Raw genomic sequence first — 24,773 nt, forward strand, 5'->3', positions numbered from 1 at the left:
ACATACGACAGTAGGGGTCCCAGCTGCTTCCCTCCGCTAGTATTAACTAGATCAGGTTCAAAGGGTTTACATCAATGATGTGTCTCAGCCTAACAAAGGCTCCCCTAGCAGTCATTTATTTAGTTATTAATTGCATTTAAATCTTACCATAGGACTTAAAAATTACAAGATTGTTTTCTTAAACTTAATCAAAAGGAAAAGCATATGCGGTATTCCCCATACGCCCAGCAGTTGTTTCAGCCTGTGACAAAGAATTTAATATTGCCTCTTCTGTAACTTCCGCTGCACCTTGAAAAAGACTATTCATTATAGGTTGATCATCTCTCAATTGCTCTCTTGTTTCCATATTTTCTGATGAAAAATGAGGAATCTTATGTGCGGTAGAAAAAGCAATAACAATATCCCCGCTTCCATTACTAAAATGACTACCTGTTCTACCAAGCCCGATACCACATCTTTTCGCCAATCGCTTTAACTGTCTACTACTCAGCGGAGCATCTGTAGCCAGAACAATCATAATCGATCCATCAGCTGGTTTAAGAAAATCGGTAATTTCTTTCTGTTTTACAACCTTATAGTTGTCACTTTGAAAATCATCCTTACTCCCAAAATTACTTAGAACGATACAACCAAGTGTATAGGTTAAGTTGCTATTTTCTTCTTTTACAAGTCGAGAAGAAGAACCTATTCCACCTTTATAGCCAAAGCATATCATGCCTTTTCCTGCCCCAACAGCACCTTCTAGAGAGACATTTGATGAAGCTTTTTTAATACACTCTACTGCGTGCTTCGGCTGAATCGGTAATTTGCGAATGGAGTTTAATCTACTATCATTGCACTCCCCCACAACGATATTAATCGTTCCGGTAGTATCCCCTATTTCCGGATTGCCCTCTAGCATATGTTCCAATGTTCCTTGGGTAACTGCTGGTACAGCAAACGTATTGGTTAGCATAATAGGTGATTCAATAAGTCCTAATTCATCTACTTGTACAAGACCTGTTGTTTTTCCAAATCCATTTAATACATAACTAGCTCCTACCACTTTTTGTTTAAATAAATTTTTTTCGTGCGGCAGTATTGCTGTCACTCCAGTGCAAGCATGCTCCCCTTCACCTAAAGGAATATCAAGTGTTACATGACCCACTTTTACACCTTTAACATCTGTAATACAATTTTCTTCTCCTACTGGAAGACGACCAATTACAATTCCTCTTTCTCTTATTTTCATTGGAATACCCTTTCTTTTGATAAGTCCTTCCATCTGTTCTTGTATGCTTTTTCAATAAAACCACTTTGATCTGCATAAACACGAATGACATCTTTTATTTCCTCGGGCCGATATTTTTCGTTTCGATTGTTTGCAAGACAAGGATATCCAGAACCTCTTTGTAAATAATCGGAGCTAGCCACTGTGTACCAGGTTTCATCTTCAAGTGGTCTGTTATTTACAAAAACTGTATCAATCTTTCCTTCTTTATATTCAATTTCAGCTCCTGCTATATGTAATCGCCCTACAAATCTCCCTCTAAAACCAGGTCCACGTCCATCCGCTAAGCAAGCTTGAATATCAAGTGATTGTTCCAAAGCCTCTTTAATATATTTCCCTTGTATTTCAAAAGAAGTTGGATTTAATGGAGACGGGCATACTTCGATCAGTTTTTTATTCGTCATTTTATGGAATATTCCTGCGTTACAAATACCACTATTGATTAAACCAATGTCACAATGTAGCATATCCTTTAGCCCATCTGCTATTAAATTAGTTAAAGGGTTTTCTTCCACAACATCATGCCATAAAGCTTTTTCTAATGGATAAAGAGGCTGACTCAATACTTCAATTGCTTTTTCTTTATTCAATTTTAATATAGAAAGCACTCCTTCATTCTTTTCCACATCTATTGAAGAAATGGTAGCAGAGTGAAGTAGTGTCACCTTACCTTCATTGATTTCTAGTTCTAGTATTCCTAAATGTTCGCCATAGTTCCCAGCACTGTTCATAATAATATTGTTTATAACTTTAGCTTGAGGGAAAAGTTTATGGTCATGGGCAGAAATAATAATATCAATTTCCGGTATTTCCAATGCAAGTGGTTCATCCGCAAATGTGCCAATATGACTTAGGAGAATACAAATATCAAATTTTCCTTCATAGTTTTTTATCTCATTATGTATCGCTTCTTTATATTCGGTCATGTAAATACCAAGACCATCATTAAATTCTCCCATATTAGGAGAAGACCCAGTTAATAGAATTCGTACACCACTTTTCTCTATGATGATACTTTTATAAACACCATTTATAATACTTTTATCTTTTTTAAATAAATTATTGCTTATAAAAGGGAAAGAACTATTACTCGCCATATACTCAAGTGTATCCACCCCATTAAACATTTCGTTATTACCTATCGTAAGCGCATCGTAGCCTACTGCTTCTAATAATTCAATAGCAGCTAATCCTCTTGTGCCTTGCAACTCGATACTTTTAAAGTCGGCAAAGTCTCCAGCATCCAATAATAACGTGTTTTCATCTTTATACTCATTAATAAGCGTTACTACTTTAGCAAAATTTTCAAAGTTGCTGTGAACATCATTTGTATGTAGAATTTTTAATTTCATAGGTTCCTCCGATTTATATGTCTGTACATATTCTACCATATTCTGATAATTCTATAAAAACGCTCTAACAAATATTTTGTTTTCAACTATGAAATTCCCTTCTTGCATGTATATAATTTTGGTAATATAGGATAAAAGCTATTAGGGGGCTTAAAATGAAAAACAATAAACTTTCAATGATGGATGCTATTTTACTTGAGACAATTCGTAATAAAGGCATTTCCAATGATGAAATACTACAAAAACTTGAGGAAAAAGAGACGCACTTATTTGATAGAAACACTGAACTCACTTCGTTAATCTCCTTATATGAAGAAGATAAAACGAAGTTTGCTTCCATCCTTCATGATGGTTATACTGTTAAGTTCGTAACAAGAAACGGCCTTATAAACCTATTGAAATTAAAGTTCAATAAAATTGCGGAGAGAGATTACCAATTACTAGAGAACGGAATAAAACAATTACAAATGGATGAACAACAGCTAGCTTCCTTAAAGCAACTTCTGTCCATTAACTGGGTTATTCAAGAAGAGACGAATGAAAGTTCCTTAAAATTTATTCATATAATTTCTGCCGCTACGATTTAAACCACTTTACCTATAATAAATGAGGCGTATGATTAAAAGACAAAGTCGATTATATGAGTACATGTATTAGACTTTGTTTGTTAAATGGACTGATTATTAATGGAGAGCATTATCTAGGAGGAGAGTACAATTTATCTTCAACACAATATTGGAAAAAAAGTTAAAGAGGCTAGATTAAGTAAGTCATTCACTCAACAGGAACTAGCTGAGAGATGTAGTTTGACTAAGAGTCATATTTCAAAAATAGAAAATGGACAAGCTGCCCCTGCTGTAGCAACACTTTCAAAAATAGCTCAGGAGTTAGACACACCCTTATCATGGTTTTTAGAATCAAATCTCCACAATACATTATCTATCGTAAAAAGTAATGAGAAGACAGTAAAGGTCGGAAATAAAGAAATAGGCTACACTTACGAAGCTCTTGCAAATCGTTCTCGTTTTAGCAAAGTAGAACCAGTAATTGTCACCGTCCTACCAGAAGCAGAATATGTAGAACCCTTTACACATATAGAAGATGAGTTTATTTATATTCTTTCTGGATCTATTAATCTTTATTATGATGGCGAATTACATTATTTAGAACAAGGAGATAGTGCTTATTTTGAAGGAAATGTGCCTCATATCTTTCTTTCAGCAGATAAAAATAGCGAGGCGAAAGTATTAACATTATTTATTCAAACGAATCCACTATAATAATCATTTTAAACATATTCTCGCCCTTGAAAACACTCGTATCTTTCTTTTCGTTCCCCTGTATTCGCAAGATCCTCATTAATAATTATTTTTTGTTATCCCAGAAATATTTTCAGAATAAAATTTAAATTTANGTATTTACAATTAATAATTATTAATGTACTTTTGTGTAATAGGATTCAACTAAGTTGAATCCTATTACACAAATACAAGGGGTGTATGTAATGACAAATTCAAGAGTTCCAGGTTTTTATCGTCTATCAACTAAAGAAAGATTTGATATTGTTACCAAGGGACGAGATTTAACAGAAAATCAATTAAAATATCTTTCTGGAGACCACGCTTTATCTATGGATTTAGCAGATTCAATGATTGAAAATGTTATTGGACAAATAGGAATCCCTCTAGGGATTGCAACTAACTTTAAAATTAATGGAAAAGATATGTTTATTCCTATGGCAACGGAAGAACCTTCTGTTGTAGCTGCAGCTAGCAATGCAGCAAAAGCTGCTTATGATCTTGGAGGATTTTTCACATCCATGAGCGGAACAATTATGCGTGGACAAATTCAAGTATTACATGTTGCGGATCCCTATGCTGCAAGAGCAAAGATTTTTGAGCATAAAGAGGAAATTTTAAATTATTGTAACGAAAAAGATCCTACTTTAGTCTCTTTAGGTGGAGGAGCTAAAGATTTAGAAGTCCATATTGTTCCTACTACTTCTCAAATAATGTTAGTAATCCATCTAATTGTTGATACGAAAGATGCAATGGGCGCGAATGCGGTTAACACTATGGCAGAGGCAGTTTCACCTACTATCGAAACAATTACAGGTGGTAAAGTGGTACTTAGAATAATTTCGAATTTGGCAGATCGCAGGTTAGTTCGTGCTAGAGCTGTATTCTCTACTGAGGCACTTGGTGGTAAGGAAATCGTTGAAAACATTGTAAGCGCTTTCGAATTTGCAGACTTTGACCCATATCGTGCAGCTACCCATAACAAAGGAATAATGAATGGTATATCAGCAGTGGTTTTAGCAACAGGAAATGATACTCGAGCAGTAGAAGCAGGCGCACATGCATATGCATCTATATCAGGTCACTATAAATCACTAACTAAATGGGAAATAAATGCAGATGGTAATTTATCTGGATCTATTGAACTTCCTATGGCAGTTGGTATTGTAGGAGGAGCTACGAAAACACATCCAGTAGCACAGGCTGCCCTAAAAATTATGGATGTAAATTCAGCTGAAGAACTTGCAGGCAGCATAGCCGCTGCAGGTTTGGCACAAAATGCTGCTGCTTTACGTGCATTATCTGCTGAAGGTATTCAAAGAGGTCACATGTCTCTACATGCTAGAAATTTAGCAGTAATGGCAGGTGCGGAAAAGTCCGATATTGATAGAATCGTAGCTCAAGCTATAAAAGAGAAAGACCTTAGATACGATCGTATTTTAGAGATAACAAAAGCAATTCAAAGAGGTGAATAAGATGTCAAATAAACACGAAACATCCACAACTGAATTGAACGAAAATAATAATACTAAAACATATTTAGAGATTCTTGGGGATACTATTTTACCTAACCAATTACTTCTAGCAATTTTGTTAAGTGTAGGTGTTAGTTTAGGAGGATACAATATTGGTCTTTGGTTGCTCCCCTCTTTCGCTAGTGAGAATATGGTAGCTTCCTATTCCCTTCTTATTGGAATTTCTGGAAGTGTCATATCACTTGTTATATGCTCAATTATTTTTAAGCCAAAAAGATTATTAATCGAAGAGGAAACCTCATCAGAGAGTATGAAACAAGTTTTTGAGGATCTACAATTAGATCCAATAGAAGAATTGAATCTCATCGAAAATGATCCTGTTACTAAAAAAGAATTAGAAGAATTAGGAGTTTTGAATAGCTTTCGAGCACTTGGAGGTGAGCAGAAAAAATGAGTTTACTAGTTACAGCAATTTTATTTGCATTAATTGGTGCAATCGTATTCTCTTTAATCGGATTAATATCGGGTACGGATGAGACAGCTATTATGGTACCACTTACTTTATTAGTAATCCTTTTAGGTGCACCTCCAGCTGCTGTATTTTCATTTTTCATGGCTGCAGTTCTAGCAAAACACCTTACACATGCAGTTCCAACTGCATTAATGGGTATTCCTGGAGACACTACTGCGGTACCATTAATCGACCATGCAACTACTTTAAGAAGAATGGGTATGCCACATATTGCTCTTAGAAAGATGATTTCTGGTGGAATTATTGGTGCTTTTATCGCACTACCGACAGCTGTACTTTTAGGACAATTTTTAGGACAATTCGCTGACTTTTTCAAGTCATCCACAGGAATCATTTTTACACTGGCGGCAATTTTAATCGCCTTTTTCTCAAAAGGTAAATGGGTAAGTGTTTTGATGATTATTCCATTCGCTTTCTTTATTAAAAGCTTAGACTTGATGAGTTTTAGTATATTGGACAAGCATTTATCTATCAGTTTCTTCTTAGGAATAGCAATAGGACCTATTTTTTGTGATCTTCTCTTTGCTACTTCCTCAAGTGCTAAAAAAACAATAGAAAGAGATAATCCCAAAGAATATCATTTGGCTCCTGAAACAAAGTCTTGGAAAGGTTACTTCCCTAATCCACTTAAAATCTTAACGGGAAGACAACAGATATTTACTTCCATCACTACTTTTATTTCATCTCTTACTTTCGTTTTTAGCCCAGTAGGTATGACCTCTCTAATGGGTGAAATTGTCGGTTCGCGTACAAAAGGTACGTATAAAAAATCTACTACAAGTTTGGCAGTTATGAATGGTGTAACAGAGTCTACATACATTGCTGAAGTAATTATTCCATTAATTGCTTTTGGAATTCCTTTAAGTCCAGTTGCATTAGGACCTGGATCGCCATTATTTAATGCACCACCAGTTTTCTCAGTAGATCCTATAAATAATCTACACACCTATTTAACATCTTGGGAGTTTTTCCTTTACGGTGCAATCGGTCTTATTGTAGCCTCTTTGATTGCTTATCCTTTCTCTATGAACTATGCAAGAAAGGCTTCCGTTCTAGTTATGAAATTTGTAAGTCAAGAAGCAATTGTTGCTATGTTCATAGGTCTTGCTTGTCTACTTGCATTCCATGAAGCGCAACTTGTTGGTATTGTACTTACATTCACAGTAGCAGCAGTAGGCGGTCTCTTAAATCGAATTCTTGGAATTGGTGCTGGTGTACAATTTATGATTTTCTACGCATCGACTTGGATTATGATGACTCTATTTGGAATGTAAGAGAAAGGAGTTTCTATATGATAGAACAAGGATATCCTAAAAAAGTACACATTAGAGAAGTAGGACCAAGAGATGGCCTGCAAAATGAAAGTAGCTTTATACAAACAAAAGATAAAATTGAATGGATAAACCTTTTATCTGATACCGGACTTAAATATATAGAAGTTACTTCTTTTGTAAATCCTTCGTGGATTCCTTCTCTATCAGATGCAGAGTCTGTAGCGAAACAAATCAGCAAATCTCCAGAAGTGACTTATGCTGCCCTTGTACCAAATATGAAGGGTCTAAATAGAGCAATAGAGAACGAAATCGATGAAATCTCTGTTTTCATTTCCGCAAGTGAAACACATAACAAAAAAAATATTAATAAAACTATCTCGGAAACTGAAATTGTATTATCAGAAGTTGTAAAAGAAAGCTTGTCCAATCAGAAGACCGTTAGAGGGTATATTTCAACTGTTTTTGGATGTCCCTATGAAGGTAATGTAGAAATCGATCAAGTAACAAGATTGGCAGATTCCCTCTTTGAAATGGGTATTAATGAATTATCGTTAGGAGACACGATTGGTATTGCCACCCCTCTTCAAGTTAAATATGTATTAGAAACGTTACTAAAACGCTATCCAAGTGATAGCATTGCTATGCACTTTCACAATACTCGTGGCACTGCTTTGGCAAATGTGTTGGCGTCTCTAGAAATGGGTATTTCTAAATTTGATAGTTCACTTGGAGGTTTAGGTGGTTGTCCGTATGCTCCAGGAGCTTCTGGTAACTTAGCAACGGACGACCTAAATTACATGCTTACAAATATGGGTATCCAAACAAATATAGATTCAGACAAACTTAATACAGCAGCACTCTTTATACAAAATAGGCTACAAAAACCATTAGAAAGCCATACAATGAAATTTAGTTCATCCTAACAAACATAGCAAAGAGAAACTACTCAGTCATCCTATCCTGGCTGGGTAGTTTTTATTATCCCTCATTAGCCTTTAACATTATTTCCCTACTTGTATAAAACTTTCTAATCACTCCACTATAATCTATTTTTCATAGAAACTATTAGTCTCTTAGCTACTTCTCACCTGTTTTTATTTTAATTTTAAAAATTTTACAATATCTTATTAAAACGGTAATTTTCTTTTGCTATAATCGATGGGCAATACCAAACAAATTATGAGGAGTGGATTGTAGATGTCAAAGGAAAGCTTTTGGAATAATGCTTTCAGTAAGGTAGCCCTATCTCTCTTATTAGTTCTATCATTATTTTTACCATTCATCACTGTTCCAAATGTACAAGCAGCTGAGCCTATTACTGTAACAGAGGCTATTGCGAACAACAATGGAACGGCAACGGTAAAAGGATTCCTCGTTGGTACCGCAAGTTCAGGTACTTCTTACGATCAAGAACCACCGTTTACAGTAGCGACCAACGTGGGTCTAGCTGACTCTCCTAATGAAACAGATCCGTCAAAAATTTTACCAGTTCAGTTACCAACTGGAGCGGTACGAGCTGGATTAAATTTAGTTGATAATCCTAACCTATTTAAAGGTGAAGTAACAATCACTGGCACTCTTTCAGCCTATTTCTCTGTACCGGGCTTAAGAAGTGCAACCGCATATACTATTATTTCCGAAGGTGAAACTCCCCCTCCTTCACCTGAAGCGGAAGTTATGGAAAATATCGCTGCTGCTCGTGCAGTAACGGACCCGAACAAATTAATTAAAGTAACTGGAACTGTCACAACAGGCACTGGTTTCTGGGGTGGAAAAGCGTTTTACATCCAAGATGAAACTGCAGGAATTTATGCATTTACTTCAACATCGGATGTAAATCCTGGAGATATAGTAGAATTGGAAGGAAAAGTTAGCCCTTATAGCGGTGAGCTTCAGATTCAACCGACTAAAATTACTAAAATTTCTTCTAGAAATGAACTTCCACCAGCGCAAGATATTACACCAGCTGGAGTAAACGAAGAAACCCAAGGCGAAAGAATTCAATTAAACAATGTAACTATTACTAATCTAGTTAAGTCAAACGACTTTGGAACATTTGAATTTACAGCAACACATGAAAATGGAGAATCTGTCGTTATTCGTAACGACAATCGAAACGGATTAGATTATGATACATTTTTGAAGCAATATAAAGTTGGTGATTTAGTTCATGTATCTGGAATTGCCTCTAAATTCAATACAACCTTTCAAGTGAAGACACTTGGTTTAGAAAGCTTTGATTTAGTAAACAAACCGGCAGTGTACACGGATATTTTACCTGGAACGGTAGCAGAAGGCACAGCCATTCAACTAATCTCACCAATAGAAGGTGCGACAATATATTACACATTAGATGGTTCTACACCAACTTCAAATAGCACAGAATACACAGCACCAATTACATTAACAAAAGATACGACTATTAAAACAATTGCAGTAAGCGATACTACTTCTGAAGTATTCTCGTTTACTTATAACGTATTAAAATCAGACAATCTTGTAATCCGTGACATCCAAGGACAAGGTCACTTCTCCGATTACGAAGGGGCGACTGTACAAAATATCACTGGAGTTGTAACGCATCTATATAACTCAGCAAATTTTGTAATCCAGGATACGAATCCAGATAATAATAACTCAACTTCTGAGGCAATCATCGTAAATAAGGCTTCCAATGGACTTAAAGTTGGTGACCTTGTTACTGTTGCCGGAACGGTAGAAGAATGGTACTACGAAGGCTATTCAGATATGAAAGCGAACGACTTACCAATAACACGTATTCGTGCAACTACTACTACAAAATCTGGAACAGCTGAATTACCTGCTCCTTTAGTAATCGGACAAGATATTATTCCGCCAACAGAAAACATTGATAACGATGGGTTAACCACGTTTGATCCACAAGAAGATGGAATCGACTTTTGGGAATCTGTTGAATTAATGCGTCTTGCAGTACCAAATGCAAAAGTGGTTGGACCTCAAGAATACGGTGAAGTTGTCGTAGTGGCAGGCAATTCTGCAAATACAACTTTTAATGTATTAGGCGGAATTAATATTTCTGCAAATGACTATAACCCTGAAAGAATTACAGTAGATATCGATAACGAAAAGTACGATGCAAAATCAGGAGACTACTATACTGGCAATATCGTTGGAGTAATGGGCTTTGGTTTCGGTAACTTTAAATTATGGTCTGAAGAATCATCTCTTCCACCAATTACTCGCGTCGAAAAGCCAGTTGTAGTAACAGATATCAAACCTTCAGAAGATAAGCTGACTGTAGCTTCTTATAATGTGGAGAACTTCTCAACGAATATAGAAAATACTCCAGATGATAAGGTTGCAAAAATCGCCAAATCATTTGTAGAGAACATGAAATCTCCTGACATTATTACATTAGTAGAAGTGCAAGATAATGACGGACCAACAGCATCAGGAAACACGGATGCATCCGCTAGTTATGAACGATTAATCGCAGCTATTACGGCAGCAGGTGGCCCTGCATATAAATGGACTGATATTGCTCCTGAATATAATAAGGATGGTGGACAACCTGGAGGGAATATCCGAGTTGGTTACTTATACAATCCTGAACGGGTAACACTTGCAGAAGGAACAAAAGGTGGTTCTACTGAAAAAGTAGCATGGGATGAAAATGGAAACTTAACATTAAATCCAGGTCGTGTTCTTGACTTACCACAAGAAAACACACGTAAACCGCTAGCAGCTCAATTTGATTTCCAAGGAGAAAAAGTGGTTGTTATTGGAGCACACTTAAATTCTAAAGGTGGAGACCAACCGTTATTCGGTAAAAACCAGCCGCCATTATTAGGCTCTGAAGCAGAACGTATTGAACTTGCAACGATGATAAATAACTTTATTAAAGCGGGCCAAGCAAAAGATCCTGACCTAAAAGTAATTGTTGCTGGTGATATGAATGATTTCGAATTCACACCAACACTCGCAGCTCTTAAAGGTGGAATCTTAACGAATATGGTTGAAAAAGTACCAGCTGGTGAACGTTTCTCTTATTACTACCAAGGAAACAACCAAGTATTAGACCATATTTTAGTAACAAACAACCTGGCTGATAAAACAGCTGTAGACATGATTCATATCAATGCTAACTATATGGACATTCACGGCCGTGCATCTGACCACGACCCTGTTCTTGTTCAAGTTGAATTCAACCAACCAGACACTTATACACTTTCAGCTAATCAAACAGCTTTTGAATTAGAAAAAGGTCAAACTAGTAAAGTGATTTTAACGGAAACAACTACAAAACATGATGGCTCTAAGTCTACGAAAGACGTAACGGCGGAAGCTACATATGGTGGCTTCGATCCAAAAGTGATTTCAGTTGATAAAGGCATCATCACTGCAAAATCAGCAGGAAAAACAGTTATCACAGCAACTTATGGTAGCAACAAAGTTTCAATAGAAGTTACGGTTGAAGCTCCTAAAAATGGAGAAGCGATTATTACTCCAGATGAAGTAGATACTTCAAAAGCTAAAATTACTGTCGACGGCTCAGTACTACATGACGCAGGAAATGTTTATATTCGTTTCACTGAAGGTGCAGTAAGCAAAATTGATGCTGCCAATAAAGACGTAGTGATTAATCTAGTTACTGGGTCATTCACAATCACTGCTCAAAACTTTGATACCCTTGCAGATAGTGGTGAATTTACATTACACCTAAACTATCATGTACCACCTGGATTATTAAAAGAGAAGAATAAACATAAAATTAAAGACAATCTAAAACTTAAAAATATTTCTTTCCTAGACGTTAACGACAAACAAATAACAAATGGTTTTAAAGATTATTTTGTAATTGTTAGTGGAGACGGCAAAAAACAAACAGTTGAAGGCGCCTACTACGATAGCAAGTCTAAAAAATGGAAATTCAAGAATCTGAAATAATCACAAATGATCTAGCCAGAAATAATCTGGCTAGATCTTTTAATTTCGTTTCGTTTAATTGGCATGCTGTATACAAATTTACTTAAACTAAATTAAGAAATTTAGTAAAAGTAAAATAAATAAAAAGTCGATTTCCTAAAGAAGAAAGAAATTGACTTTTTTTAATCTGAAATTTACATGACGAATTATATCCATGTTTTGTCGGCAGGAAATAATTATATTTGGTTAGGATATACTTTCACTAAAATTTGCTTGAACATGCTGAAATGATTCTTTCTTTTGTAACATCCTTACAAAAACATTATTAAATAAAAGTGCAACGATGATTAGGACAGTACCAAGAAGATCGAACATAGTTACATGATTCCCTTGAAAAATGGAAATTAAGAGTGTTGTAACTGGAACAAAATTAATGAACAACAGTGCATTTAATGGTGTTAATAAACTCACTCCGATGTTCCAACCAAGTAAAGCAATGACGCCAGGGAATATAATCATAAACAATAAATGCGGACTTACTTCTTTGATGCCATCTACTGATGGGATGGATATATATCCAAACAGCGTTGCCCCTACTGTAATAACAACTGCTGTGATTGTTCCAAGTAGACAGCTTAACGTTGAATACCGTAAAGCTGACCAACCACTAAACTCACTACCACCAATCGTGTAAATGACCCATCCAACAACTGCAATTAGTATGAGCATTGAAGGTATTAAATGATCCGTCGCACCAAGAAATGCTTTAATATCACCTTTTGTGATTACTAACGCAGCACCGATAAATGACACAAGCACACATATTAATGTGAATAGATGGGGCCGTTTTTTATAAATCGTCCATACAATCACAATAGAAATCATTGGCATTAGTGACTCCATAATTGATGCTACCATCACTCCTGATTCACCTAATAAATCTTCTCCCCAGAAGATGAAAAGATTATAGACCGTAAATGCCATTGTACCGAAAAACCATAACCGGAGGCCTTTTCCTTCAAATCGAAAAGCATGCTTTCCTTCTTTCCATAATAGCATCGCTACTAAAATTATCGTAACAAATCCATAACGAATGATTGTAAAATAGAAAGGATTAATATGTTTGAAAGCCGCATGCGCTACAGGAAACATTGCTCCCCACGAAACTGCAGCAATAAAACATAAAATAGTTCCTAACAATACACTATTTCTCAATTCCCTCTACCTCCTTCTAAGATGACATATTTCATCATCTATCTATTTGAGTATCTTGTAAAGTGAATAATAATAATGATTATTATCACTTTTATTGATATCATAGATATTAATATGAAAACATTAAAGGGTGGAAAATAGTGGAATTTAAGGACTTAGAGATATTTCAGATGGTAGCTGAAAAAGGAACCATCACAGATGCGGCAAAAGAGTTTAGTTACGTGCAATCGAATATTACAGCGAGAATTCAAAAGCTCGAAACTGAACTGAATACCCCTTTGTTTAACCGACATCGTCGTGGTATGAGTTTGACACCTGAAGGAAAAAAACTATTAATATATAGTAAAAAAATATTATCGTTAACAGATGAAATGAAAAAAGCCGTTCAAAGTAAAAATGAACCGTCTGGAAAATTAGAAATTGGAACAGTTGAAACCGTAATTCATTTACCAAAAATATTATCTACTTATATTAAGAAATATAAAAATGTCGATTTATCGTTATTTACTGGCGTCACAGAAACATTAGAAGAAGAAGTATTAAATCATAAGTTGGACGGAGCATTCGTTACAGAGTCAGACTTTAATCCCGATCTTGTATCGCATGAAGTGTTTCAAGAGGAGCTCGTTTTAATTTCAGATATGCGCGCCTCCACACTAGAAGAGTTGAAAGAGGAACCGTTAATATGCTTTAGTGAAGGCTGTGGATACCGAGCACGTCTGGAAGCTTGGTATAAAGACCAAAACATCACACCACAAAAAGTCATGGAATTCGGTACATTAGAAACAATCTTGCGTAGTATTGTCGTGGGACTTGGCGTTACATTCGTTCCAAAGTCAGCAGTCATTCATATGGAACAAAGTGGACTCATCCAATGTCATACACTTCCAGATCAATATAGTAAGATTAAAACCGTTTTTATAAGAAGAGCCGATAGTTACTTAACTTCAACAATCGAAAAATTTATCGAAACGATCGAAACGAATAAACAAATATAAATCGAACCTCTGAGCTACTAAAAATGATGTTATCTAATAAGTCCCTTAATTTAAACAGGTGAAGAAAAACAAATTGTTTTTCTCCACCTGTTTCCGTTTTAGTAAATTATGTACTCTTGCCCCGATTGCAAACTCTGTTTGGACTAACTGCTTCACAATTTGTTTCAAATTCTCCACTCCAACATCTTTCACTAAAGCACCCGTTAGTTGAAGTAGAATCCTTCACAATCTCCTTTAAAAATATGCTTTGTTAAATAGTATTGTTGTTTTTCAGGCAAAAAATATGGGAACGTCTGATTTGGACGTTCCCGTTCTTATTCCGTTAAAGCACCCGTTAATGAAATAAGGTAATTTATTTATTATAATCTTACCAGTGTACTTGAAGTTTATTACCATTTGGGTCATAAAAATGGAAAAAGGCATGACCATTATCTTCTTTTATATCCTCGACCTTAACTTGATTATCAATTAAGTGTTGATGAAATTTAGATAATTCTGGACTTGTAAAGCCAATGCTAAATTCTTGTTCATTATCAATTGTAAAATGTGCAAATGTTTCATCTTCGGTAGGAACTAAGATAAGTAAGAAAGGTCCTTCATTTACTTTTAAAATTGCAAGTTCCTCAGTAATGTTTAGTAACTGGAGCCCTAATACATCTCTATACCATTGTGCAGACAGTTCTAAATCTTTTACAGGAATTCTAATATAATGTACTTGTTCAATGAATGATTTACTCATAGCCTTCTCTCCTTTATTTAATCCGGGTATATCAAATAATTCCCTTTCTATATACCTTTTTCCTTCCGATTAAAATCCCTTTCTAAATTAAAACCCAGCTACTTTTATAAAAATCATATCGATTCTTCTGCTAAAGCACCCGTTAGTTGAAGTGTATAAAAATGTTCAGTACCTTATCCGTGTAAAGCATAATGTCTATTCCCTATTTCTCCTAAAAGTTAACTGTTCATTTCACGTTGCAGTATCTCAAAAAATAACGTCACATGATAGCCATCTACTGTTGCATGATGAACCTTAATATTCACTGGCATTAGTAATTGTGAACCAACTTTTTCGTACTTCCCGCTGGTAATCATTGGTGTTAAATTATTTTTGATAGCTCCTGTTTGAGATGAAAAATGTTCAAAATGCATCCAAGGAATTGATGAAATATTCACCACGTTGGGTGGAACAACTCCCATTGGTGCGATGTCTTTTGTGTTTGCATAATCTTTTATAAGCTTTTTGTACTCACGGTCAACTGATTTATAATCTGTTAATCCTTCCAACCATAAACTATAAAATAACTCTGTTTCTTGATTAAAGTTCGTAAACGTTGGCACTAATTCTTGCCATTCTACTAATTGCTTATCTATGTGTGCATACCTCAAATTCGGAATCATGTTAACCGATTTAGTCAAATTAAAAATAGAGTAAGCATAAAAACTTATAGATTCGTCTTTGCATTTTTTAACTGCTCGAGTAACATCAATTTTTACTGTCATTTCAAACGTTGTGTCTGTCGCCATAAAATAATCATAATAGTTTCTTCTTGGAAAACTTTCTAAATCAATGACTTGATAAGTTGTCATCTATTTCAACCTCTCATTTAATATATTCAATTATTACAATATCACTACATTTATTGATGGTAAGACAGTATTTTAGCGCTGTCTTACCTGCTAGAGCATGTATAAAACTTTGCATAAATATCATCAAAATTTTATTTTTGCCCTATAATAAACAAAATATTTTAAGCCTTCATACGTCATTTTAAGCCATTTAAAATTAAAGTACGAAGTTAAGGGGATTAAACGGTATCAATACTATTGAATTTTTAGTCCCAATAACGAAGCAAATTGTATCGCTTGAGACGTTGATACTATACATCCTTTTAAGCTCTCTATTGAAACCGTTAAAGAATCAAAATCGGATGAGCTTATATCAATTCCTTTTAATGGTGTCTCTTCAAAGCTCGCGCCATTAAGATTGCATGAAAGAAATTCTACTTTTTTGAGCTTACAGCCAAAAAGGTCAGCGCTTTCTAACGTAGCATCATCAAAAATCACCTTTTCAAGTTTTGAGTTACCGAACATAACCATATTAAGAATTGATTCCGCAAATCTTGTATTACCGATATAAGACTCTGTAAGGCTGCTGCCTAGCAACTTACAATTAAGAAACTCAACTCGATTCATGGAGGCATTACCCAAATTAGCATTGGATAAATCACAATTCTCAAAGCGCACATCGGTAAGATCAATTCGGCTAAAATCCGTATTTGTGAAATTACAATTCCTAATCACTGTTTTATATAGTCGCAGCCGATCAAGTGCTTCGTCGGTAAATTCTGAATCGGTAATCATACACATTTCAAATTCAGGAACTTCTTCGTAAAAAATATCTGTAAATCTTCTCTCCGTTAGATTTTCCGGAATCTTGGGTGTGTCAATCATCACTATATACCTACTTTCAAACGAATTTAATTCATTTATAAGGTCTCTAGATACAAATATAAAGGAACGCATGTTCTTTTCAAGACTTGACTTTTATGCATTTTCTGATACAAAGGATTCATTGTTAAATTTATAAATAATTTACTCACTAACCTGCTGCTTTAGTTAAATAAGAAAAAGCTACCCTTATAGGCAGTCACTTGTTGAACTAAAGCACCCTTTAGTTTAAGTACATTATTTCACAAACTTGTCTTTTTTTCTTCTATAATAGAATTTGCAATAACTTCACATTTTTTTATAGCCCAAATATAATGGTTGGAAGTGTTTGCTGCAAAATAGCTGTATAAATTACTTATTTTTGTCCACTTATAGTATTTTTTTGTCATGATTTCTTCATTGGTATGTAATTTAATCAGGTCCATTACTCTTTCATGGCTTAACTTCAGTTTTTTTCTAGCTTGGTTCAATGTGACATGTTGATAGTTTTCCCAAATTTGCTTATTAAGGGGTAGCGTCAGAAAAATGCGGATTTACAACGATAAGGAAATTCCAAATTAAAAAGCCCAGCTTCTCTGCAAATCAAAATAGAGAAATTGAGCTTTTCAGTTACTTCATTTATTTATTGAATTCATTAACTGGAAGAAGTATTCAGGTTTATGAGTCTTATTTAGGTTATACCATGAATGTAATGTATCCGGTGTAAATACATCTATTTTTTTGAGTACTTCCATTGCAAATTCCAGAGGAGCTACTCCTGATGCAGTAACTAAATTCGCATCAGATACCGCAGGTCCCAACTCATAAAACCTTTCTCCTTTATAATTAGGACATACCATATTAATATACTCTAAGTTATTACTTGTATGCTTTCTAGAATCTAGGTATCCCATATTCGCGAGGGCCTCAGTTGCACCACAAATTGCAGCAACAATAGTGCCAAGCTTTAAAGCTTGGCCAATTCTTTCCAAGATAGGTTGATGAATATCTTCTCTCCAAGTAGTCCCTCCTGGTAAAATTAAAAGATCTTTACTCTCAAGAGTACATTCATCAAGGGAAATATCTGGTTTTATGCTCAGTCCTCCCATGGTAGTAATAATTCCTTTATTAGCTCCCACTGTAATTACTTTTAAAGGTGCTAAATCCTTTTTGAAATATCTTCCTGAGTTTAATTCAGCAATTAAATATCCATATTCCCAGTCTGACATTGTATTAAATACATAAAGATAAACTTTTTTTGTTTGCATACAATAACACTCCAATCACAATTGATATAGCCTATTATAAAATAACTTCCCTGACAGCTAACGTCAGGGAAGTTATCATACTTGATAAAATTTTATTAGTTCCGACAGAACTTCAACAAGTCTTTTCTTAAGACTTATTGGCTCAATAACTTGAATAGATTTACCGTACGGTAAAAGTAAATAAGGTACATATGTATGTATTATATCTTTTTCAAGAAGAAAAACTGCTTGATTTGAAGTCCGTTCTTGTAAATAATGTCCTAAAAACCAATGTTGGCAAATATCAGCCAATACACTTTTATCCCCATTAATAACCAAAGAAATAATCCCTTCCTTATCTTCTATAGTTGGAAGAAGACTTTTTATAAAAAAGTCACTTGCTGAAAAATTTTCTGGCCGGTTAAACTTATTTTCGGTTAGCATTAGACTTTCAATTCGATCTACTCTAAAACTACGGATATCATTCCTAAGATGACAAAATCCAATCACATACCACTTATTATTCCAATAGATAATTCTGTACGGATCGACCAATCTATAATTTAATTGCTTTTCGCCACTTTTATGGTAAAGAATTTTTACTGAGTACCCGTCAGCTACGGCCTGCTCCAACTCCTTCAAAAAAGGTTCCATAGAGAGTGAACTTAATCGACTTATTACTTCAAGACTAGTTAAATGTTGGTTTATCTTTGTTTCCTGCTCTTGATTTGAGTATTTACTTAGTTTTGAAATGGCCCTATTTAGTGCTTCACCTCCATAATATCCGGCTTCTTCTGCAAAAACGGCAGCGTGAAATAGTGAGGTTTGCTCTTCAAAATCAAAAAATAGAGGTGATTCAATAAAATTGTTCAATAAAGTGTATCCACCGTTATGTCCTGATTCTGAAATTATAGGTACGCCACTTGTTGAAAGTGTGTCAATATAACGATACACAGTCCTTATATTCATCTCTAACTTTTCTGAAATTTGTTTTGCAGTAATTTTTTCACCTGAACTAAGCATCCATAGAATTGCAAGTATATTGTCAATTTTAGGCATATAATTCCACCTCTATATGGAATTTATTTTCTACTATATTTTTCCGATTTTTAGTATAACCCATCAACTGTTCCCTTCTGATAGCTTTCTATATAATGAGGCCCTAGACACATTTGTAATTTCACAAATTTGATTTACAGTCATATTTCCTTCTTTATATAGCTTCACTGCATTCCAGCATGATTTTTATGATATTTCTTTAATCGGTCTTTAAATTTTCCTTCTTTCTTGGCCAGATCAATCCCTTCACGTTGACGTATATGAATAAGATCTCGTTCTAATTGGTTAACACCAGCCAGGCAGCCACTTGTTTAACTAAAGCACCCGTTAGTTGAATAAGAATTTTTATTATTTGCTTAACTAATGTCCACCATAATGAACTATATTTTAATATAGACAGTATATTCTTTTGGATTATTAAACCCTAATTTACTACCTAAATTGATTGAAGCAACATTATCAACATCACAATCCCAACGAGGTTGAATATTATGGGAAAGACAATAATCTATAAATTGTTCAGCTACAATACTTGCTAACCCTTTTCCTCTGTAATTGGAGTCGGTTATTATATCTACTTCCGCATAATTACTAGATTTAAAAATGGAAACTACTTCGCCGATAATCCTTTCTCCATCCTTCACACAAAAACCAATCCCATTTTGAAGGAAATTCTCCGTGGAATCCCAATATTCCTCATAATATTTTTTATCAAATTCCAAACAATGTTCAATCAAATATTGATTAATTTTTGTAACATCATACTCACTATTAACGCTTCTTTTTCTATTTTTATATGCCACTAAATCATAAGAGAAACCATAACGTTGTATTTTTCTTACTTTATTATCGAGGCATTTTTCAATTGCTTGATTCCAAGTAGTGTTAGTAGAAAATAATGTAAATCTTTTCCCTTGATTTACTGACTCCTCATTTATTCTAACTATGTTCTTAAGAAATAGCTCATCGGATGATTGCCCTGTAACGTAATACAACCCTGAATCGGTTTTAATAAGCAATGATTCATAATTGGTGGAATCTGCAAGTACAGTTCCTTTAATAATGTAATCTAAAACGCTAAATACAAATGTTGGTGCTTCTTTAATTTTCTCTTTTATTATATTAAAATGTTCTTTTGGCACTATAATCATTTAGTTATACCTCCATCAAGTGGTTCTTTATAGCATTACCTGCTCCTTTAGTTCAATAAGAAAAAGCCATAATCGTGATTTACATTTTTAGTTCCTAAATTTCTTTATTACAGTTACTAAAATTGCAATTAAAAAAACGATGACACTATTTACTATTAGATATTGTCCAACTCGGAAACCATAAAATATTGCAAAAGCATCATTAATGATAAATACTGCTAATGCACCACCAAATGCCCCCAATAAAAATGCTAATATCAATATTATAAAAGCAGCAAAATATAAATTTTTCTTTTTTTTGTAAAATATAAATCCAATAATATTTGCAATTACAATAAAAAAGCCCATAAGTATTAAGAAAAAATTAGTCATTTAACTCTCCCTCCATAAACACATTTTACCATTAAAACCAAAAACCTTATTAAACTAACCTGCCCCGTTAGTTTAAGTGTAACATTTCACAAACAATCGTCGAAAACTACTTGATAATCTAAAGATAAAAATAGACCATCAAAATGATTGTCTTGTTTAACTAAAGCATCCGTTAGTTAAAGAACAGAACTTATCATTCCCCCGGCATAAAAGAGAAACATCAATAGCCGTTATTTGCTGCATACGACACATGCTATTTAAGTCTTTGTAATTCATTCAGATTAACGGATTATTTTTATCCTGTATTTATTCACTTGAACCATCTGATACTTTTTAAATTTTGCATTTTTAGGAAATAAAACAAGAGCAAAACCTGTATTAAAGGTTTGCTCTCAGTTGTCCGATATAGAATATTCATTTTCCTAACAGGCTATTACCTATTGACTTTAATTATATAACTTTATATCAGCTATATAGTATTCATCCATCGTATATCTTTGTTACTAGCCAGACAACGTGTTGACGTGGTTGATTTAAACTTTTCTAAACCTTTAGCATTAATTGATTTAACTATAATGTCCATAGCTTAAAATTACTAACCCCGTCAATCTTTTAGTTAGCTTATTTAACATTAGGTCTTTTTCCATCTGAAATAAGGTAATTAATTCTCTCAATTAATGGTGGCAATTCGGTCATCGATTTGATTGTAAAATCTGCCCCATTTTGTAAAAAGGATTTTTCTGTTTTAGAGATCACTTTCTCTTGACCTTCTTTAGATAGAGCATTAAATTCATCTATACTTAATCCCATTTCAGAGCTACCTATCACGATACCCACTGACCAAACACCTGCATTAACCGCCTCTTTAATATCAGAGGTAGTATCTCCTACTTTTACTACCTTCCATGATGCTGATAATTCTAATGCTTCCATATTGCGATATATCATATAAGGATACGGTCTTCCAAAAGAATTTGTTCCATCCGGTGTAATATAAAAATCTGGACCATAGCCTTTTTTCAAAGCATTAGGAACTACAACATCCATCATAGTTTGTGTATATCCTGTTGTTGAACCGACTTTCAATCCTTGGTTTCTTAATATTTGCACAGTCTCCACAACCTCTGGAATTGGATCTGTATACTCGATTAAAGAAGACATGAGGGCAGTTTCAAATTCAGAATATAGATTCGCTACATCTTGTTCATTAAATGGTCTTTTGTATTTTTCTTCCCATTTTGTGGAGATTCTAGGCATGGACAGCATCGCGCGAATATGGTCAATTTTCAACATTCCCATTGGTTCTCTTGCTTCTTCCATGGTTACTTCAATTCCTGCATTTTTAAAAATATCAATAAATACGTTTACTGGTGCAAAGCAACCAAAATCGACTGTTGTACCAGCCCAATCAAAAATAACTCCCTCTACTTTGTTCATTTTTTCACCACTCCCATGTAAGATTCTATAATATTACATAATTCTTCAATATCGGCTTCATAAATCTCACCAATATTTCCGATTCGAAATGTATTTTCATTTGTCAATTTACCCGGATAAAGTACATAGCCTCTCTTCTTAACAAATGTATAAAAGTGTTCAAAATTAAAGCAATCATCCGGAAAAAGAAAGGTTGTAATAATAGGAGATTGTTTTTCATCTGATAAATAGGCTTGAAATCCTATTTTTTTAAGTCTCTCTCTTAATATCCGATTATTACTCTGATAACGGGAAAACCTTGCTGGAATGCCACCTTCTTCATCTAATTCATCAAGGGCCTTAGAAAACGCAGCCACTACATGTGTCGGAGAAGTAAAACGCCATTTCCCGTCCTGTTCCATTTCCTTCCATTGATCATATAAATCGAATGACAAACTGCTTGAATTACCTTCACAAGTTATTAGCTTCTCTAATCTAGCAATGACAAAAGCAAAACCAGGAACCCCTTGAATGCATTTATTGGCACTGCTAATTAAATAATCAATCCCTAGTTCAGGAACATTAATCTCCATTCCACCGAAACTACTCATGGCATCAATGATTAACGATTTCTCAAATTCCTTTGACAGTTTTGAAATCATCTCAATTGGATTTAATATGCCTGTTGTTGTTTCACAGTGGACCATGACTATATGAGTAATATTTTGTTCCTCTTTTAAGATACTCCTAATTTCCTCTTCATTTGGATATTTATTGTAAGAAACACTATACTCCATAAATGCTAGTCCAATGTATTTGGCTACTTTAACAATTCTTTCTCCATATGCACCATTCGTGATAATTAAAACCTTATCTTTCTTCGAAATAGTAGAATTCATCACAGCTTCAACGGCAAACGTACCACTTCCTTGCATAAGTACTGTTGTATATTCTTCATGATTAGCTCCTGCTAATTCGAGAAGCTTAGCTCTTATTTTTTGCGTAATGATTTTATAGTCATTGTCCCAAGTACAACGGTCTAACAGCATTTCCTCTTTTACACTGCTTGTCGTCGTCAAAGGCCCAGGTGTTAAAAGTTTGTAGTGATTCATGGTTATCTATATCCTCCTACTTTTATGATTTAGTCAGAAGTTGCTGGGAAGTATCGTCTTTTCAAACGGGTTGAAGTCACCTCTAATAGAAAGGCAATAATGAGAATGGCATAGGTAATAAAGCCAACCTCGCGTAGATCGAAGTAGAATCCAGAAGCCATGAAAAGCTCAAATCCAATTCCGCCTGCACCAGCTGCTGCTCCCATTGCTACGGCTACTCCAAAATTAATTTCGAATCGCAAGAAAACCCATGACAATAAATAAGTTATAGTAGTTGGTAAGACACCACTTCTCACGATATGCCACCAGTTAGCACCAGTTGATTGCAGCGCTTCAAAGATTCCTTTATCGACTTCTTCAAATGCCTCTGAAAATGCTTTAACTAAATAAGCGATAGAATGAAATAGCATCCCAAGAACCGCCGCTTCACTTCCTAACCCAGCGGCAATCGCAAAGATTAACACCCATAATACTGTTGGAACAGCCCGAATAACAGCAACAAATATACGAACGATTCTCGATACCCATGCAGGTGCTAAATTCGTTGCGGCCATTAAAGAAAGGAAAAAGGCAATAATGGCTCCGATAATCGTAGCCAAAAATGCTAAACCAAGTGTAATCCCAACTTGATAGACGGCTTCTCCTAAATTAAAATGACTTAATGTCGGTTCAAAAAACATCACTTTCAAGTTATAAGCTGTTTCTGCAATCGCTGAGCCTAAATCCAACCCGGTATAGTTAAATAATAGAAAACCAACAACCGTTAAAACTAAGAGAATTAATAACGTCCATCTTACGACTTGATCACCTTTGCTACCTGATTTTATATGAATACGACCGTCTTTCGTTCTTCGAATATAAGATGCTTCCATTATAAAATCACCTTCCGTACATAATTTGAAATAAGATCCACAATAATCACGGTAATGACAATACATAATGTCACAAGTGCTACGGCATTATAATTTAACATCTTGTAATACACATCAAACGTATATCCAATTCCCGTACCCGTTAAGATTCCTACCAAAGTAGCATTTCTAACATTGGTTTCAACCATAAACAACACCCAACTGAGCATCTGTGGTAAGCATTGCGGTATAACTGCCTTACTCACAATTTGGAAATAGGTTGCTCCCGTTGCGGTTAATGCTTCAACAGAGCTTTGACTGGCTTCATCAATCGATTCGATAAATGCCCTTGTTAAAAATCCTACTGTCCCGATAAATAGAGCGAGAAATCCTGTCACTGAATTTTGCCCAAAAGAAAGAAGCAAAACCAAGGACCATGCAACCACTGGAATATTTCTTGATACGGAAGCAATAAAACGAGCAAAGACACTTAAAAAGTTGTTTACTTTTGTTGTTTTTGATCCAAATAGTCCCAAAAAGAGGGATACAACAGCTGCTATAGTTGTCGCCGCAATGGACATAAAAATGGTTTCAGCTAACTTTTCTAGTATTTTAGGTAATTTATCCATCGACTCCTGCGTTACCATTAAATTAGAGAAAATCCAACCTATTGCTTCAGGGATTGTTGCCATTCCCTCTACAAAATTAAATCTTGTAATAGCTGATGATAAATAGGTAAGAACGATGATAATGAGGAGAAATATTACTGTCTGCCATCTGCTTTTTCGCATTGTTTTTTCATTCACGTTTTTT

23 protein-coding genes, 1 pseudogene and 1 riboswitch are annotated in these 24,773 nt (G+C 34.7%); of the genes and pseudogenes, 8 read left to right on the forward strand and 16 right to left on the reverse strand.

Going from position 1 to position 24,773, the window contains the following annotated elements; all coding sequences use genetic code 11:
• Positions 1 to 11: 11 nt before the first annotated feature.
• A riboswitch (TPP riboswitch) is annotated at positions 12 to 116 on the reverse strand.
• A gap of 68 nt (positions 117 to 184) precedes the next feature.
• Both AN959_RS03900 and AN959_RS03905 read right to left on the reverse strand, forming a co-directional pair.
• On the reverse strand, positions 185 to 1,231 hold the full coding sequence (locus AN959_RS03900; RefSeq protein WP_056828454.1) for a P1 family peptidase: 1,047 nt from the start codon (positions 1,229 to 1,231) through the stop codon (positions 185 to 187).
• On the reverse strand, positions 1,228 to 2,622 hold the full coding sequence (locus AN959_RS03905) for a bifunctional UDP-sugar hydrolase/5'-nucleotidase (RefSeq protein WP_056828456.1): 1,395 nt from the start codon (positions 2,620 to 2,622) through the stop codon (positions 1,228 to 1,230). Before AN959_RS03905 ends, AN959_RS03900 begins: the two co-directional genes overlap by 4 nt.
• Before the next feature lie 155 nt (positions 2,623 to 2,777).
• Between AN959_RS03905 and AN959_RS03910 the strand changes: the two genes are divergently transcribed.
• The 7 genes from AN959_RS03910 (at position 2,778) to AN959_RS03940 (ending at position 12,130) form a co-directional block, all read left to right on the forward strand.
• Positions 2,778 to 3,209, forward strand: a complete 432-nt coding sequence (locus AN959_RS03910) for a hypothetical protein (protein WP_056828458.1) — start codon at positions 2,778 to 2,780, stop codon at positions 3,207 to 3,209.
• 147 nt (positions 3,210 to 3,356) lie between these two features.
• A complete protein-coding gene (locus tag AN959_RS03915) occupies positions 3,357 to 3,902 on the forward strand; it encodes a helix-turn-helix domain-containing protein (protein WP_056828460.1) in 546 nt (181 codons plus the stop codon).
• A 224-nt stretch (positions 3,903 to 4,126) separates the two neighbouring features.
• Positions 4,127 to 5,395, forward strand: a complete 1,269-nt coding sequence (locus AN959_RS03920; RefSeq protein ID WP_056828462.1) for a hydroxymethylglutaryl-CoA reductase, degradative — start codon at positions 4,127 to 4,129, stop codon at positions 5,393 to 5,395.
• Between the two features lies 1 nt (position 5,396).
• The gene (locus AN959_RS03925; protein WP_056828464.1) at positions 5,397 to 5,849 is read left to right on the forward strand and encodes a hypothetical protein; all 453 of its coding nucleotides are present in this window, start codon (positions 5,397 to 5,399) and stop codon (positions 5,847 to 5,849) included.
• Positions 5,846 to 7,201 (forward strand): tripartite tricarboxylate transporter permease, encoded by a 1,356-nt coding sequence (locus AN959_RS03930; RefSeq protein ID WP_053590687.1) that lies wholly within the window; start codon positions 5,846 to 5,848, stop codon positions 7,199 to 7,201. The genes AN959_RS03925 and AN959_RS03930 overlap by 4 nt, the downstream gene beginning before the upstream one ends.
• Before the next feature lie 17 nt (positions 7,202 to 7,218).
• Positions 7,219 to 8,124 (forward strand): hydroxymethylglutaryl-CoA lyase, encoded by a 906-nt coding sequence (locus tag AN959_RS03935; RefSeq protein ID WP_056828466.1) that lies wholly within the window; start codon positions 7,219 to 7,221, stop codon positions 8,122 to 8,124.
• Positions 8,125 to 8,398: 274 nt separating this feature from the next.
• A complete protein-coding gene (locus AN959_RS03940) occupies positions 8,399 to 12,130 on the forward strand; it encodes a DUF6359 domain-containing protein (RefSeq protein WP_056828468.1) in 3,732 nt (1,243 codons plus the stop codon).
• A 225-nt stretch (positions 12,131 to 12,355) separates the two neighbouring features.
• Here AN959_RS03940 and AN959_RS03945 read toward each other — a convergent pair whose 3' ends face one another.
• Positions 12,356 to 13,324, reverse strand: coding sequence for a DMT family transporter (locus AN959_RS03945; protein WP_056828471.1), 969 nt, complete (start codon positions 13,322 to 13,324; stop codon positions 12,356 to 12,358).
• Positions 13,325 to 13,464: 140 nt separating this feature from the next.
• Between AN959_RS03945 and AN959_RS03950 the strand changes: the two genes are divergently transcribed.
• Positions 13,465 to 14,322, forward strand: coding sequence for a LysR family transcriptional regulator (locus AN959_RS03950; RefSeq protein WP_056828472.1), 858 nt, complete (start codon positions 13,465 to 13,467; stop codon positions 14,320 to 14,322).
• A 367-nt stretch (positions 14,323 to 14,689) separates the two neighbouring features.
• Here the strand turns inward: AN959_RS03950 and AN959_RS03955 are convergent, their stop codons facing one another.
• The 13 genes and pseudogenes from AN959_RS03955 to phnE all read right to left on the reverse strand — a co-directional run bounded on the left by AN959_RS03955 (position 14,690) and on the right by phnE (position 24,766).
• Positions 14,690 to 15,061: a VOC family protein gene (locus tag AN959_RS03955; protein WP_043931838.1), complete on the reverse strand. Its 372-nt coding sequence runs from the start codon at positions 15,059 to 15,061 to the stop codon at positions 14,690 to 14,692.
• Between the two features lie 218 nt (positions 15,062 to 15,279).
• The gene (locus AN959_RS03960; RefSeq protein ID WP_082460757.1) at positions 15,280 to 15,912 is read right to left on the reverse strand and encodes a CatA-like O-acetyltransferase; all 633 of its coding nucleotides are present in this window, start codon (positions 15,910 to 15,912) and stop codon (positions 15,280 to 15,282) included.
• Between the two features lie 234 nt (positions 15,913 to 16,146).
• A complete protein-coding gene (locus tag AN959_RS03965; protein ID WP_056828474.1) occupies positions 16,147 to 16,779 on the reverse strand; it encodes a pentapeptide repeat-containing protein in 633 nt (210 codons plus the stop codon).
• Between the two features lie 236 nt (positions 16,780 to 17,015).
• Positions 17,016 to 17,243, reverse strand: coding sequence for a ClbS/DfsB family four-helix bundle protein (locus AN959_RS03970; RefSeq protein WP_253278865.1), 228 nt, complete (start codon positions 17,241 to 17,243; stop codon positions 17,016 to 17,018).
• A 144-nt stretch (positions 17,244 to 17,387) separates the two neighbouring features.
• On the reverse strand, positions 17,388 to 18,020 hold the full coding sequence (locus tag AN959_RS03975) for a type 1 glutamine amidotransferase family protein (RefSeq protein WP_056828476.1): 633 nt from the start codon (positions 18,018 to 18,020) through the stop codon (positions 17,388 to 17,390).
• Positions 18,021 to 18,095: 75 nt separating this feature from the next.
• A complete protein-coding gene (locus tag AN959_RS03980) occupies positions 18,096 to 19,058 on the reverse strand; it encodes a YafY family protein (RefSeq protein WP_056828478.1) in 963 nt (320 codons plus the stop codon).
• 63 nt (positions 19,059 to 19,121) lie between these two features.
• A pseudogene (locus tag AN959_RS20530) lies at positions 19,122 to 19,357 on the reverse strand (helix-turn-helix domain-containing protein); the annotation flags it as partial.
• 81 nt (positions 19,358 to 19,438) lie between these two features.
• Entirely contained in the window at positions 19,439 to 20,209 is a 771-nt protein-coding gene (locus tag AN959_RS03985) for a GNAT family N-acetyltransferase (RefSeq protein ID WP_056828479.1), read from the reverse strand.
• Between the two features lie 87 nt (positions 20,210 to 20,296).
• Positions 20,297 to 20,581, reverse strand: a complete 285-nt coding sequence (locus tag AN959_RS03990) for a hypothetical protein (RefSeq protein ID WP_056828481.1) — start codon at positions 20,579 to 20,581, stop codon at positions 20,297 to 20,299.
• Positions 20,582 to 21,202: 621 nt separating this feature from the next.
• Positions 21,203 to 22,018, reverse strand: a complete 816-nt coding sequence (gene phnX / locus AN959_RS03995) for a phosphonoacetaldehyde hydrolase (protein ID WP_056828482.1) — start codon at positions 22,016 to 22,018, stop codon at positions 21,203 to 21,205.
• On the reverse strand, positions 22,015 to 23,109 hold the full coding sequence (gene phnW, locus AN959_RS04000; RefSeq protein WP_056828484.1) for a 2-aminoethylphosphonate--pyruvate transaminase: 1,095 nt from the start codon (positions 23,107 to 23,109) through the stop codon (positions 22,015 to 22,017). The genes phnX and phnW overlap by 4 nt, the downstream gene beginning before the upstream one ends.
• A 29-nt stretch (positions 23,110 to 23,138) precedes the next feature.
• A complete protein-coding gene (locus tag AN959_RS04005; RefSeq protein WP_056828486.1) occupies positions 23,139 to 23,981 on the reverse strand; it encodes an ABC transporter permease subunit in 843 nt (280 codons plus the stop codon).
• Positions 23,981 to 24,766, reverse strand: a complete 786-nt coding sequence (gene phnE / locus AN959_RS04010; protein ID WP_056828488.1) for a phosphonate ABC transporter, permease protein PhnE — start codon at positions 24,764 to 24,766, stop codon at positions 23,981 to 23,983. The genes AN959_RS04005 and phnE overlap by 1 nt, the downstream gene beginning before the upstream one ends.
• Positions 24,767 to 24,773: the final 7 nt, after the last annotated feature.

Origin of the sequence: Psychrobacillus sp. FJAT-21963 (assembly GCF_001420585.1) — a bacterium.
Taxonomy (GTDB): domain Bacteria; phylum Bacillota; class Bacilli; order Bacillales_A; family Planococcaceae; genus Psychrobacillus.